This is a genomic window from Streptomyces sp. NPDC001902 (assembly GCF_042891295.1).
Taxonomy (GTDB): Bacteria; Actinomycetota; Actinomycetes; order Streptomycetales; family Streptomycetaceae; genus Actinacidiphila.
The window spans coordinates 350481-364077 of record NZ_JBIATA010000002.1; the positions used below are offsets into that span (position 1 = coordinate 350481).

At 72.4% G+C, this 13597-nt stretch carries 8 protein-coding genes; 4 read left to right on the forward strand and 4 right to left on the reverse strand.

Going from position 1 to position 13597, the window contains the following annotated elements; translation table 11 throughout:
* Nucleotides 1-68 precede the first annotated feature (68 nt).
* Both typA and ACFYYN_RS04880 read right to left on the reverse strand, forming a co-directional pair.
* Nucleotides 69-1964 (reverse strand): translational GTPase TypA, encoded by a 1896-nt coding sequence (gene typA, locus ACFYYN_RS04875; RefSeq protein WP_499513750.1) that lies wholly within the window; start codon nucleotides 1962-1964, stop codon nucleotides 69-71.
* 250 nt (nucleotides 1965-2214) lie between these two features.
* Nucleotides 2215-3975 carry an ABC transporter family substrate-binding protein gene (locus ACFYYN_RS04880; RefSeq protein ID WP_500544681.1) on the reverse strand — a complete coding sequence of 587 codons (1761 nt, stop codon included), beginning with the start codon at nucleotides 3973-3975 and terminating at the stop codon, nucleotides 2215-2217.
* Nucleotides 3976-4328: 353 nt separating this feature from the next.
* Here ACFYYN_RS04880 and ACFYYN_RS04885 point away from each other — a divergent pair, with 353 nt between their 5' ends.
* From ACFYYN_RS04885 to ACFYYN_RS04900, 4 genes are read left to right on the forward strand one after another with little or no spacing between them, the layout of a single operon-like run.
* Nucleotides 4329-4622, forward strand: coding sequence for an Rv0250c family protein (locus ACFYYN_RS04885; RefSeq protein ID WP_499513748.1), 294 nt, complete (start codon nucleotides 4329-4331; stop codon nucleotides 4620-4622).
* A 9-nt stretch (nucleotides 4623-4631) separates the two neighbouring features.
* Nucleotides 4632-5477: a succinate dehydrogenase subunit SdhC gene (gene sdhC, locus ACFYYN_RS04890; RefSeq protein WP_500328029.1), complete on the forward strand. Its 846-nt coding sequence runs from the start codon at nucleotides 4632-4634 to the stop codon at nucleotides 5475-5477.
* Nucleotides 5477-7390 carry a fumarate reductase/succinate dehydrogenase flavoprotein subunit gene (locus ACFYYN_RS04895; RefSeq protein ID WP_500544682.1) on the forward strand — a complete coding sequence of 638 codons (1914 nt, stop codon included), beginning with the start codon at nucleotides 5477-5479 and terminating at the stop codon, nucleotides 7388-7390. The genes sdhC and ACFYYN_RS04895 overlap by 1 nt, the downstream gene beginning before the upstream one ends.
* On the forward strand, nucleotides 7387-8154 hold the full coding sequence (locus tag ACFYYN_RS04900) for a succinate dehydrogenase/fumarate reductase iron-sulfur subunit (RefSeq protein ID WP_500328032.1): 768 nt from the start codon (nucleotides 7387-7389) through the stop codon (nucleotides 8152-8154). The genes ACFYYN_RS04895 and ACFYYN_RS04900 overlap by 4 nt, the downstream gene beginning before the upstream one ends.
* Nucleotides 8155-8188: 34 nt before the next feature.
* Here the strand turns inward: ACFYYN_RS04900 and ACFYYN_RS04905 are convergent, their stop codons facing one another.
* Together ACFYYN_RS04905 and ACFYYN_RS04910 are read right to left on the reverse strand one after the other, a co-directional pair.
* Nucleotides 8189-10807 (reverse strand): SpoIIE family protein phosphatase, encoded by a 2619-nt coding sequence (locus ACFYYN_RS04905; protein WP_500328033.1) that lies wholly within the window; start codon nucleotides 10805-10807, stop codon nucleotides 8189-8191.
* A gap of 145 nt (nucleotides 10808-10952) precedes the next feature.
* On the reverse strand, nucleotides 10953-13574 hold the full coding sequence (locus ACFYYN_RS04910) for a SpoIIE family protein phosphatase (RefSeq protein ID WP_500544683.1): 2622 nt from the start codon (nucleotides 13572-13574) through the stop codon (nucleotides 10953-10955).
* Nucleotides 13575-13597 lie beyond the last annotated feature (23 nt).

A 13597-nucleotide genomic window follows, 5' to 3' on the forward strand; every position in this document is an offset into this window, starting at 1 on the left:
CGGCCGGGCCGGTGTCCACGCAACCGCCGAGGGTGCGGTCCGCGCCGGCGGCGCGGACCGCAGGGTCCTCAGCGCTTGGCGCGGGAGGCGGTGCGGCCGCGCTCCTTCTGGTCCAGGACGACCTTGCGGATGCGGACCGTCTCCGGGGTCACCTCGACGCACTCGTCGTCGCGGCAGAACTCCAGCGACTGCTCCAGGGAGAGCTTGCGCGGCGGGACGATCGCCTCGAACGAGTCGGCCGACGAGGACCGCATGTTCGTGAGCTTCTTCTCCTTGGTGATGTTGACGTCCATGTCGTCGGCGCGGGAGTTCTCGCCGACGATCATGCCCTCGTACACCTCGGTGCCCGGGTCGGTGAAGAGCACACCGCGCTCCTGGAGGTTCGTCATCGCGAAGGCGGTGACGGCACCGGCACGGTCGGCGACCAGGGAGCCGTTGTTACGGGTCACCAGGGGGCCGAACCACGGCTCGTGGCCCTCGTGGATGGAGTGGGCGATACCCGTGCCGCGGGTGCCGGTCAGGAACTCGGTGCGGAAGCCGATCAGACCGCGGGAGGGCACGACGAACTCCATGCGGACCCAGCCGGAGCCGTGGTTGGACATGTTGTCCATCCGGCCCTTGCGGGTGCCCATGAGCTGCGTCACGGCGCCCATGTGCTCCTCGGGCACGTCGATGGTGATGCGCTCGACCGGCTCGTGGACCTTGCCGTCGACCTCGCGGGTGACCACCTGCGGCTTGCCGACGGTCAGCTCGAAGCCCTCCCGGCGCATGGTCTCGACGAGGATGGCCAGGGCCAGCTCACCACGGCCCTGCACCTCCCAGGTGTCGGGGCGCTCGGTCGGCAGCACGCGGAGGCTGACGTTACCGATCAGCTCGCGCTCCAGGCGGTCCTTGACCAGGCGGGCGGTGACCTTGCGGTCCTTGACCGCCGACTTGTCGGCGCCCTTGCCGCCGGGGCCACGGCCGACCAGCGGCGAGGTGTTCGCACCGATGGTCATGGAGATCGCCGGCTCGTCCACCGTGATCAGCGGCAGCGCGATCGGGTTCTCCGGGTCCGCCAGCGTCTCGCCGATGGTGATGTCGGCGATGCCGGCGACGGCGCAGATGTCGCCCGGGCCGGCCTTCTCGGCGGGCTTGCGGGTGAGCGCCTCGGTCATCATCAGCTCGGTGATGCGGACGTTCGCGATCGAGCCGTCACGCTTGATCCACGCGACCGTCTGGCCCTTCTTGAGCTCGCCCTGCTCGACGCGGAGCAGCGCGATACGGCCCAGGAAGTTGTCGGCGTCCAGGTTGGTGACGTGCGCCTGCAGCGGGGCGGCCTCGTCGTACACCGGGGCCGGGACGTGCTCCAGCAGCGTGGAGAAGAACGGCTCCAGGCTGTCGCTGTCGGCCGGGACGGTGCCGTTCTCCGGCTTGGTCAGCGAGGCCACGCCGTCCCGCGCGCAGGCGTAGACGATCGGGAACTCGATCTGGTCCTCGTCCGCGTCCAGGTCCAGGAACAGGTCGTACGTCTCGTTGACGACCTCGTCGATCCGGGAGTCCGGGCGGTCGGTCTTGTTGATGCAGAGGATGACCGGCAGCTTCGCGGCCAGCGCCTTGCGCAGCACGAAGCGGGTCTGCGGCAGCGGGCCCTCGGAGGCGTCCACCAGCAGCACGACCGCGTCGACCATCGACAGGCCGCGCTCGACCTCGCCGCCGAAGTCGGCGTGGCCGGGGGTGTCGATGATGTTGATCGTGATGGGTTCGCCGCCACCCTTGGGGTGGTACTTCACGGCCGTGTTCTTCGCGAGAATGGTGATGCCCTTCTCGCGCTCCAGGTCGTTGGAGTCCATCATCCGGTCGTCCAGATGCTGGTGCGCGGCGAAGGCTCCGGCCTGCTTGAGCATGGCGTCCACCAGCGTCGTCTTGCCGTGGTCGACGTGGGCGACGATGGCGACATTACGAATGTCGTTACGCGTGGGCATACTGGGGCGCTTCTCCCGGGTAGGTAGGTGGGGCGGCGTGCCCTCGTCGGCACACCTAGCCCGCCGGGCGAGTCAAGCCACGGCCTCACCCCATGGTACGGGGCCCGGGCGGCAAGGGCCGCCCGGGCATGATCGTCCCGGGTCGGTCGGGGCCGGGCCGCCTCCCCGATCCGCAGGGCGGGGGGAGGACGGCACCTCGCACGGTGGAAGCGCGGGCCCGGCCACCGTGACGGACGTCACGTGTGCGGCCCTACTTCCTGAAGCCGATGTCCTGGAAGCGCGGCGTCGCGAAGCCGAAGGCACCCGCGTTGAGGACGTCCTTGCGCAGGGCGACCAGCTCGGGGCGCTGGTAGAGGGGGATGGAACCCGCGGCCGCCCAGATCCGGGCGTCGGCGCGGGCGGCGAAGTCCCGGGCCTCGGCCGGGTCGAGCTCGCCGGCGGCCTGGTCGAAGAGCTGGTCGATGAGGTCGGTGCCGACCCGGGGGTAGTTCTGCTCGACCACCAGGGAGCCGTCCGGCGCGGGCTCGGGCTTGGCGAAGATCGGGCGGGTGTCGGTCGCCGGGAAGGCCGTGCCGGGCCAGCCGTACAGGGCGAGGTCGAAGTCGCCGGCCGCGATGTGGTCGCGGAAGAAGCTGTCGTCGGAGACCCGCTGCAGCTCGGTGCGCACGCCGATGCCGGAGAGCATCGTGGCGATGCGCTCGCCGACCGTGTTCAGGGTCGCCGAGGACTTGGGCAGGACGAAGCGCAGCGTCAGCGCCTTGCCGTTCTTGCGCAGCACCGTCTTGTCCGGTTCGACGACGCTGACCTCGACCTTGTGCGCGGGCGCCGCCTGGTTGCGTTCCGCCGCCCCGGCACCGCCGCCGCCCGCCCCGGCCCCGGGGTCCAGGGCGGTGCGCTGCCAGCCCGCGTCGGCGAGCAGGGCGCGGGCGGCCTTCGTGTCGGACGTGCCCAGGGCCGAGCTGTGGTCGGCGTACCCGGCCTGGGTGAGCAGCAGCAGGTGGTTGCCGAGCGGTTCGTCGGGCAGGCCGAGGGGCGCCAGCACCGCCTTGGCGATGGCCCGGCGGTCCACCGCGCGGGCCACGGCGTGCCGCACCTGCTCGTCGGCGAGCGGCCCGGTGGAACCGTTGAGGGCGAGCTGCGTGTAGGAGGCGGCGCGCGTCCGGTAGACGGCCACGTGCTTGCCGGTCACGTCACGGTCGACCTCGGCCACGTCCAGCGCGCCGGAGGCCAGGTCGGCGGCCCGCTGATGGGCGGGCGTGGCGGCGAGGACCAGCTGGGACAGCTTGGCGCGGTCGCCCCACCACTTGGTGTTGCGGACCAGCGTGACGGACTTCCCGCTCGCGCTGCGGACGGCGAAGGGCCCGCCGGCCACCGGCAGCTCGCGGCGCGCGCCCTCGTTGAAGGCCTTGGCGGTGCCGGTGACGGCCTTGGGGTACAGCGGGGTGAACAGCGACTGCCAGTCCGCGTACCGCTTCTCGAAGGTGACCTTCACCTCGTGCGCGTCCTTGCCGGCCTTGACCGAGGAGATCCGGTCGTACCCTGCGTTGCGCGCGGTCCAGTAGGCGTCCTCGGTGCCGCGCAGCGCCTTCCACTGCGCGGCGAAGTCGGCGGCGCCGATCGGACGGCCGTCGCTCCAGACCGCCTTGGGGTTGAGCCGGTACGACACGACCTGCTGCGGCTCGCTCCGCACCACCTTGGCCGACCGCAGCAGGTCGGTGTCCAGGTACGGGCGGCCCTTCCCGTCCAGCCGGAAGGCGGCGGGCAGCACGGCCGCGGCGACCAGGGCGGTGGCGTCGTTCGCCCCGGACTGGAACGCGTTCAGGGTGCCGGGCGCCGCGTCCACGGCCCAGCGCAGGGTGCCTCCGTCGCGCACCCCGTCCCGGGGCGCCGAGGCGAGGTCGGTCCCTGCGAGGGGGTCGTCCTTGCCGGCGGAGCACCCGGCGGAGGCGGCGACCACGGCGGCGAGTGCCACGGCGGTCGCGGAGCGGATCAAGGTGGCGCTGCGGGCCATGCGTGCGTACCTCCGCGAGGGGGCCATGATCACAGGACGGCCTATTTGCCGCTTATCGCACCTACTGAAAGCCATTCCGCGACCGCGGACGCCGTCGACACGTCGCGTGCCCCCGCCTCCCACCCGCCCGGCGCAACGCCTGCGCGGGCCCCCGGCCCCGTGCGCCGGACACCACCCCCGCACGGGTGCGCGGCCTTCGGGGGAATCACGCGCCACGGCGCGTTCGCACAGGGCGCGCGCCACCCGTAGGTGGGACAATCCCTGCAGATCTCTTCCCAAGCGCGACTGTGACGCGCGACACTCGCTTGGCGTTAGCGTCGTGCACCCGCAACGTGGCGGAGGTGAGGACAGCCATGTCCCTGCAGGACGAACTTGCATCGGTACAACGCCGGCTGGATGAACTGGGCCGGGCCGTGTCCAAGCTGGAGCAGCACGTCGGCGACAGCCTGGACATGAGGCGTGTCCGTGCCGACACCAAGCACCTCAGCGACGACCTCGCGCTGCTGCGCGACAGCGTCGGCACCACCCCGGCCGGGCAGAAGGCGCGGCAGGAGATGGTGACGATCCCGGATACGCCGTACGACCCCAGTCTCTGGTCCGGCGCGGAAGACGAAGGGCTGGGGGCGCCGGACCGCCGAGCGCCCTAGGAGTAGTCCTTGGCCACCGACACACAACCGCCCGCTCCACCGACACCACCCGCTCCACCCGCGCGCCACGGCGTCCTTTCCGCCGGGCGCGCGGCCATTCCGGCACGACACCTGCGCACCGACCGCTGGTGGCTGCAGCCGCTGCTCACCGCGCTCGGCCTGGGCGCCTTCGTCGTCTACTCGACGTGGCGGGCCTTCGCGAACGCGCACTACTACGCCGAGCCGTACGTCTCGCCGTTCTACTCGCCCTGCCTCGGCTCGAACTGCGTGGACATGCCGCTCGGCGCACGCTGGCCGCTGTTCGGCGACTGGTGGGGGCTGTCCCCCGCCCTGCTGGTGCTGATCTTCCCGCTGGGCTTCCGGCTGACCTGCTACTACTACCGCAAGGCGTACTACCGCGGCTTCTGGGCCTCGCCACCCGCCTGCGCGGTGGCCGAACCGCACGAGAAGTACACCGGTGAGACGCGGTTCCCGCTGGTCCTGCAGAACATCCACCGGTACTTCTTCTACTTCGCCATCCCGGTCGCCGGGATCCTGACCTACGACGTCGTGCTCGCCTTCCGGGACGAGCACGGGGCGTGGGGCCACATGGGCCTCGGCACCCTGGTGCTGCTGGTGAACATCGCCCTGATCTGGGCGTACACCTTCTCGTGCCACTCCTGCCGGCACATCGTGGGCGGCCGGCTGCGGCACTTCTCCCGGCATCCGGTGCGCTACCGCATGTGGACCTGGGTGGGGAAGCTCAACTCCCGCCACATGCTGCTGGCCTGGCTGTCGCTGGTGAGCGTGGCGCTCGCCGATCTCTATGTCTACCTGGTCGCCAGTGGGGCGTTCGACGATCCGAGGTTCTTCTGATGGCACAAGTCGAACGGCACGCGTACGACGTCGTCGTGGTCGGCGCGGGCGGGGCGGGGCTGCGCGCCGCCATCGAAGCGCGCGAGCAGGGCATGCGCACCGCCGTGATCTGCAAGTCGCTCTTCGGCAAGGCGCACACGGTGATGGCCGAGGGCGGCATCGCCGCGAGCATGGCCAACGTCAATCCGCACGACAACTGGCAGGTCCACTTCCGCGACACCATGCGCGGCGGGAAGTTCCTCAACCAGTGGCGGATGGCGGAGCTGCACGCCCGCGAGGCGCCGGACCGGGTGTGGGAGCTGGAGACCTGGGGCGCGCTCTTCGACCGCACGAAGGACGGGAAGATCTCCCAGCGCAACTTCGGCGGTCACGAGTACCCGCGCCTGGCGCACGTCGGCGACCGTACGGGCCTGGAGCTGATCCGCACCCTCCAGCAGAAGATCGTCTCGCTGCAGCAGGAGGACCACCGGGAGCACGGGGACTACGAGGCCCGGCTGAAGGTCTTCCAGGAGTGCACGGTCACCCGGGTGCTCAAGGACGGCGACCGCGTCTCCGGGATCTTCGGCTACGTCCGCGAATCGGGGCGCTTCTTCGTCGTCGAGGCGCCGGCCGTGGTGCTGGCGACCGGCGGCATCGGCAAGTCCTTCAAGGTGACGTCGAACTCCTGGGAGTACACCGGCGACGGGCACGCACTGGCGCTGCTGGCCGGGGCACCGCTGATCAACATGGAGTTCGTGCAGTTCCACCCGACGGGGATGGTCTGGCCGCCGTCGGTGAAGGGCATCCTCGTCACCGAGTCGGTGCGCGGCGACGGCGGGGTGCTGCGGAACTCCGAGGGCAAGCGGTTCATGTTCGACTACGTCCCGGACGTCTTCAAGGAGAAGTACGCCCAGAGCGAGGACGAGGGCGACCGCTGGTACGAGGACCCGGACAACAACCGCCGGCCCCCGGAACTGCTCCCCCGCGACGAGGTGGCCCGCGCCATCAACTCCGAGGTCAAGGCCGGCCGTGGTTCCCCGCACGGCGGGGTCTTCCTGGACGTGTCGACCCGGCTGCCGGCCGAGGTCATCCGGCGCAAACTGCCCTCGATGCACCACCAGTTCAAGGAGCTGGCGGACGTCGACATCACCACCGAGGCCATGGAGGTCGGCCCCACCTGCCACTACGTGATGGGCGGCGTGGACGTCGACCCGGACTCGGCTGCGGCGACCGGGGTGCCCGGGCTGTTCGCGGCCGGCGAGGTGGCCGGCGGCATGCACGGCTCCAACCGGCTGGGCGGCAACTCGCTCTCGGACCTGCTGGTCTTCGGGCGCCGGGCGGGCCTGCACGCGGCGCAGTACGCGGCCGGGACCGGCGGCACGCGTCCGGCCGTCGCGGAGTGGCAGGTCGACGCCGCCGCGGCGGAGGCACTGCGGCCGTTCAGCGCGGAGGCCGGGGCCGTGCCGGACGGGGTCCCGGAGAACCCGTACACGCTCCACCAGGAGCTGCAGCAGACCATGAACGACCTGGTCGGCATCATCCGCCGGCAGGGCGAGATGGAGGAGGCGCTGACCCGGCTGGACGCGCTGCGGGTACGGGCCCGGCGGGCCGGCGTCGAGGGGCACCGGCAGTTCAACCCGGGCTGGCACCTCGCCATCGACCTGCGGAACATGCTGCTGGTCAGCGAGTGCGTGGCCCGGGCGGCGCTGGAGCGCACGGAGTCCCGGGGCGGCCACACCCGCGACGACCATCCGGAGATGGACCGCCGCTGGCGCAAGCTCAACCTGGTCTGCGAACTGGCCGAGCCGGCGGACGCGTTCGGCGAGGTGTCGGTCACGCGGCGCGAGATGGACCCGATCCGGCCCGACCTGCTCGCGCTCTTCGAGAAGGACGAGTTGCTGAAGTACCTGACGGACGAGGAGCTGGACCGGTGAGCACGTACACGGCGCACTTCAGGGTCTGGCGTGGCGACGCGGACGGCGGCGGGCTGCAGGACTACCAGGTCGAGGTCCACGACGGCGAGGTGGTCCTCGACATCATCCACCGGCTGCAGGCGACCCAGGCGGGCGACCTGGCGGTGCGGTGGAACTGCAAGGCCGGAAAGTGCGGCTCGTGCAGTGCCGAGGTCAACGGCAGGCCGCGACTGATGTGCATGACCCGCATGTCGGTGTTCGGCCGGGACGAGACCATCACGGTCACGCCGATGCGGACCTTCCCCGTGGTGCGGGACCTGGTGACGGACGTGTCCTTCAACTACGAGAAGGCGCGGGAGGTACCGTCCTTCGTCCCGCCCGAGGGCGTGGCGCCGGGCGAGTACCGGATGCTCCAGGAGGACGTGGAGCGCTCGCAGGAGTTCCGCAAGTGCATCGAGTGCTTCCTGTGCCAGGACACCTGCCACGTGGTCCGTGACCACGAGGAGAACAAGAAGGCGTTCGCCGGTCCGCGCTTCCTGATGCGGGTGGCGGAGCTGGACATGCACCCGCTGGACGCGGCGGAGGAGCAGGGCCTGGACCGCAAGCGGTCCGCCCAGGACGAGCACGGGCTCGGCTACTGCAACATCACCAAGTGCTGCACCGAGGTCTGCCCCGAGCACATCAAGATCACCGACAACGCGCTCATCCCCCTCAAGGAGCGCGCGGTGGACCGCAAGTACGACCCGCTGGTCTGGCTCGGCAACAGGATCCGGCGCAGGAGCTGACCCCTGCGGGGCTCCCCCGCGGTGGAGGCGCTGCTCAGAAGAGGCTGAGCAGCGCCTCTATCGTGTCCTCGCCGGTGCTGCCCTCGCCGTCCGAGGGCAGGTCCAGCTCGAACCAGACGGTCTTGCCCCGATGGGTGCGCCGGGAACCCCAGCGGGTGCTGAGCAGGGAGACCAGCTGCAGTCCGCGGCCGCCCTCGTCGGTGGCCCGGGCGCGTCGGCGGCGCGGCTGGGCGAGCGCGTCGTCCCAGACCTCGCACACCAGGGTGCGGTCGCGCAGCAGGCGCAGCCGGATGTCGCCCTGGCCGTGCCGCAGGGCGTTGGTGACCAGTTCGCTGACGAGCAGTTCGGTGGTGTCGACCAGCGCGGCCAGGCCCCAGGCGACCAGGCAGTCGCGGGCGAGCTCGCGGGCGCGGGCCACCGAGCGGGGGTTGGGCTCCAGCGTCCAGTCCCCCACGGAGTCCTCGGGCAGGCCGTGGACGCGCGCCATGAGCAGGGCGATGTCGTCCTCGCCGTGGGCGGTGTCGAGCCGGGCGAGTATGTGGTCGCAGACGTCCTCCAGCGGGCGCTGGGGTTCGTCGAGCGCGGCACGGAAGGCGCGCAGGCCCTCGTCGAGCGGGTGGTTGCGGGACTCGACGAGACCGTCGGTGTACAGGGCCAGGAGGGCGCCGTCCGGCAGGTCGACCTCGACCTCCTCGAAGGGCTCGCCGCCGACGCCCAGCGGCATGCCGGTGGGCACCTCCAGCATCATGGCCTGCTCACCGGGTTCGACCAGGACCGGCGGCAGGTGGCCGGCGTTGGCGATGGTGACCCGCCGGGTGATGGCGTCGTAGACGGCGTAGACGCAGGTGGCGAGGTAGACCTCGGACAGGTCCGAGCCGTCGGCCTCCTTGCCGCGTCGGTTGCTGCGGCCGTCGCCGCTGCCCCCGAGGCCGCGGGCGACCTCGTCGAGGGCGGAGAGCACGTCGGCGGGCTCGATGTCCAGGAGCGCCAGGGTGCGTACGGCGGTGCGCAGCTCGCCCATGGCGACGGCGGCGCGCAGTCCGCGGCCCATGACGTCGCCCACGACGAGCGCGGTGCGGTGGCCGGGGAGCTCGATGACGTCGAACCAGTCGCCGCCGACCTCGGTCTCCATGTTGCCGGGCAGGTAGCGGCAGGCGATGTCGAGTCCGGCGGCCTCGGGGTTGCCGGGCGGGAGGAGGCTGCGCTGCAGGATGAGGGCGCGTTCGTGCTCGCGCCGGTAGAGCCGGGCGTTGTCGATGAAGACGGCGGCGCGGGCGGCGAGTTCCTCGGCGAGCATCCGGTCGCGCTCGGAGAACGGTTCGCTGCCCTTGGCGCGGGCGAACTGGACCAGGCCCAGGACGGTGTCGCGGGCGACGACGGGCACGGCGAGGGTGGACTGCACCAGGCCCCCGCCGAGTTCGCCGAGCTCCACCTCCGGGTCGCCGCCGTCGGCGCCTATGACCTGGGTCTGGGCGGTGCGCAGGGCGCCCGCCCAGGGGGAGTTGAAGGGGTAGCGGTGGACGGCGCCCACGGAGACCGGGCCGCCCGTGTGGCCGCCGTCCAGGGGGGCGACGGGCGCGTCGGAGACGGCGCTGGCGAAGGCGACCCGGCGGACCTCGCCGCTGCCGTCCGCGGTGCCGACCGGGCCCTCCTCGCCGACCAGGAGCGCCTGGTAGAGGTCGACGGAGGCCAGGTCGCAGAAGTGCGGCACGGCGACGTCGAGCAGTTCGCGGGCGGTGGTCTCCAGGTCCAGGGAACTGCCGATGCGCCGGCTGGCCTCGTTGAGCAGGGCCAGGTTGCGCCGGGTGTGCGCGGCCTCCCGCTCGGCGCGCTGGCGTCCCGTGACGTCCTGGGCGAGGCCGGCGACGCCGATGGGGCGGCCGCTGCCGCTGTGCAGCCGGTACAGCGAGATCGCCCAGCGCCTGCGGTTGTTGGCGCCGGATCCCGAGGAGACGGTGCCGACGATCGTCATGTCCAGCACCGGGTCGCCGCTGTCGAGCACCTGCTTGAGCGCGGCGGTGAGCCGGTCCGCCTCGACGCGGGAGAGGAAGTCGTGCGGGGTGCGGCCCCGGTGGTCGCCGGGGCTGCGGCCGAAGACGGTGGCGAAGCGCTGGTTGACGCGGAGCAGCTTGAGGTTGGTGTCGAAGAGGATGAAGCCCATCGGCGACTGGCCGAACACCGCCTGCGAGGAGGCGAGATCGGTCTCGATCTGACGCAGGACGCGGACGTCCACGGCGATGCAGAGCGCCCCGCGCCCGCCGGTCTCGCTCCGCGAGGGCATGACGTAGACCTCGGCCAGGCCCTCCTGGCCGGCCTTGTCGCGGTACGGCACGGTGCCGATCCACTCGCGCCCGTCGAGGATCTCCGCGATGCGCTCGTGCGCCCGGGTACGCCGGTCCTCGGGGACGAAGGCGGTGATCGGGTCCTGGCCCAGCGCCTCGGAGGCGGGTACGCCGAAGAACTCCTCGGCGCGCTCGCTCCACTGCTCGATCCGCCCGTCGGGGCCGAGGGAGAACGAGGCCACCCGGATGTAGTCGTAGAGGGAGCCGGGCGGACTGGACTGCCAGGCGCTCTGTGTCACGGCCTCAGGGTTCCGGGGCCCAACAACCCCCGACGGCTCATCGTTCACGCCCGACCCCTCCAGCTCACACATACGGACCGGCTGGTGCCGAGTATTCAGCATTACCCCCGTTCCGCACATGCACTTGTCGATCACAGCATCATCTCGAGGCGTACGAATTCCGCCGACGCCCCACTTCAACTACCCTGCTCCGGCCCGCCGAACCGTGCGTGACCGGTCATCCGCGCGGGCCGCCCGCGGCGGTCGCCGGGGCGGGGAGGGCGAGCTCGAACCAGACCGTCTTCCCCAGCGGCCCGTGCCGCGTGCCCCAGCGACGGGAGGTGCGGGCGACCAGTTGCAGCCCGCGGCCGCCCTCGTCCTCCTCGCCCGCGGCGCGCCGGCGGGGCGGGTCGGGCAGCGGGTCGGAGACCTCGACCAGCAGCGAGGTGCCGCGCACCATGCGCACGCCGATGGGTCCGCGGGCGTACCGAAGGGAGTTGGTGACGAGTTCGCTGACGAGCAGCACGGTGACGTCGGAGAGGTCGCGCAGCCCCCAGTCCCGGAGGGTCTCCCGTACCTGGCGCCGGGCACGGCGGACGGCGCTCGGCTCGGCCGCGAACGTCCAGTGGGCGGTGCTGCCCTCCGGGAGGCCGCCGAGGCGGGCCATGAGCAGGGCCACGTCGTCGGGTTCACGGCCGTGGGCGAGGGTGGCCAGCAGGTCGTCGCAGGCCTCCTCCAGCGAGCGCAGCGGACGGCGGGCGAGCACCGACCGGAGCCGGTCCATGCCGATCCCGATGTCCTCGCCGCGCGCCTCGACCAGGCCGTCGGTGTAGAGCACGAGGACAGAGGAGTCGGGCACGTCGAGCTCGACCGACTCGAAGTCCACGCCGCCGACGCCCAGCGGCACCCCGGCCGGGGAGTCCAGCAGCCGGGCCCGGCCGCCCCCGTGGGCGCCGGGCTCCACCAGGACCGGCGGCGGGTGCCCGGCGCGGGCCACGACGAGCCGCCGGGTGGAAGGGTCGTAGACGGCGTAGACGCAGGTCGCGGTCCAGCCCTCGGCGGTGCCCGCGGCCAGGTCGTCGCCGAGGTCGTCGACGCGGCGCAGCAGTTCCTCCGGCGCCATCTCCAGGGCGGCAAGGGTCCGTACGGCGGTGCGCAGCCGGCCCATCGTGGCGGCGGCGCGCAGCCCGTGGCCGATGACGTCCCCGACCACGAGGGCGACCCGGCCGCCGGCGAGCGGGATGACGTCGAACCAGTCCCCGCCCGCCGCCGCCCCGGTGCTGCCGGGGACGTAGCGGAAGGCGAGGTCGACGCCGGGCGGCTCGGGCACGCTCTGCGGCAGCAGGCTGCGCTGCAGCATCAGGGCGCCCTCGCGTTCGCGGATGTAGAGGCGGGCGTTGTCCAGAGCGGCGGCGGAGCGGTCGCACAGTTCCATGGCGAGGGCGACGTCGTCGGCGTCGAAGGGTTCGCGCCCGCCGGCGCGGCTGACGACCAGCAGCCCGAGGACGATGCCGCGGGCCCGCAGCGGGGCGACCATCAGCGAGTGGATGCCGAGGTCCAGGGCGGCCTGCACCTTGGGGTCGCCCGGGAAGGTGGCGACGGTGTCGCGCAGTTCGTCCGCGCTGCGCACCAGGGCGGGCCGCGCACTGTGCAGCACGGAGCCGAAGACGGACGCCCGGTCGACCTGGATGACCTTGCCGATGCCGATCATCCGGTCGACCAGGGGGCCCTCCTTGGCCGCCCCGATGCCGAGCTGGCGCATCTCGGTGCGCTCCCCGTACGGGGCGCCGGGCAGCTCCCCGCCGTCCGGCACGGCCGCGTGCAGGATCACCCCGCTGTAGTCGCTGAACCGCGGCACGACGGTCCTGGCCAGTTCCTCGGCGATCCGCCGTACGTCCAGCAGGTCCGCCAGGCGTGAGCCGACGTCGTTGAGCAGCGCCAGCCGGCGCCGGGCCCGCTCGATCTTCTCGGCGCTCTGCTGGCGCTCCGTCACGTCCATCACGGTGCAGCTGATGCCCAGCACCCGGCCCGCCCGGTCCTCCAGCCGGTGGTACGACACCGAGCGCCACCCCCCGGCCGGGCCCGGCACCACGACGTCGATGACCGCGCGCCCGGTGGCCAGCACGTGCCGCTGGAGGGTGGCGAGCTCGTCGGCGGCCTCGGCGGCCACGATCTCCTCGACGCGGTGCCCGAGGGTGTCCTGGGCGGGGACGCCGTTCATCCGCGCCAGGGCCTCGTTGACACGGACGTAGCGCAGCTCGGTGTCGAAGATCGCGACGCCGAGGGGCGAGGAGCCGAAGAGCGAGTCCAGTGCCGCCAGGTCGTGCTCCATGCTGCGGATCCGGCTGGTCTCGGCGATCGACACCAGGACGAAGGGCCGGCCGTCGCCGTCCACGAGGAGCGAGGCGCGCGCCTCGACCTGCACCTGGTGGCCGTCGCGGTGCCGGACGGAGAGGATGCCCTCCCAGCGGCCGGTGCGCAGCAGCTCGGCGAGGATGCGTTCGGCGGGACCGGGGCGGGGCACGGAGGCCGTCCGGCGGGCGGCGGGCGGTGTCCTCCACGGCCGGCCGTCCTCGCCGGGGCCGATCAGGGCGGAGACCCGGCGGCCCACGATGTGCTCGCCCGCCCAGCCGAGCATCTCCTCCGCGAGCGGGCTCCAGAGCAGGACGCGGCCGGAGGTGTCGAGCATGACCACGGCCAGCCGCAGTGTGTCCAGGAGCGTCCCCGAAGCGGTGGGCCCGCCCGGCGCCGGTCCCGCGGGTCCGGGCTGGAGACCGGCGTGGGCACGTCCGTGCCCGGCCGGGGACTCGGGGGGTCCCGGGTCCTCGCCCTTGCCTGTGCCGTCCTCGCTCCCGTTCACGTGTGGGGACCCCAGACCATTGC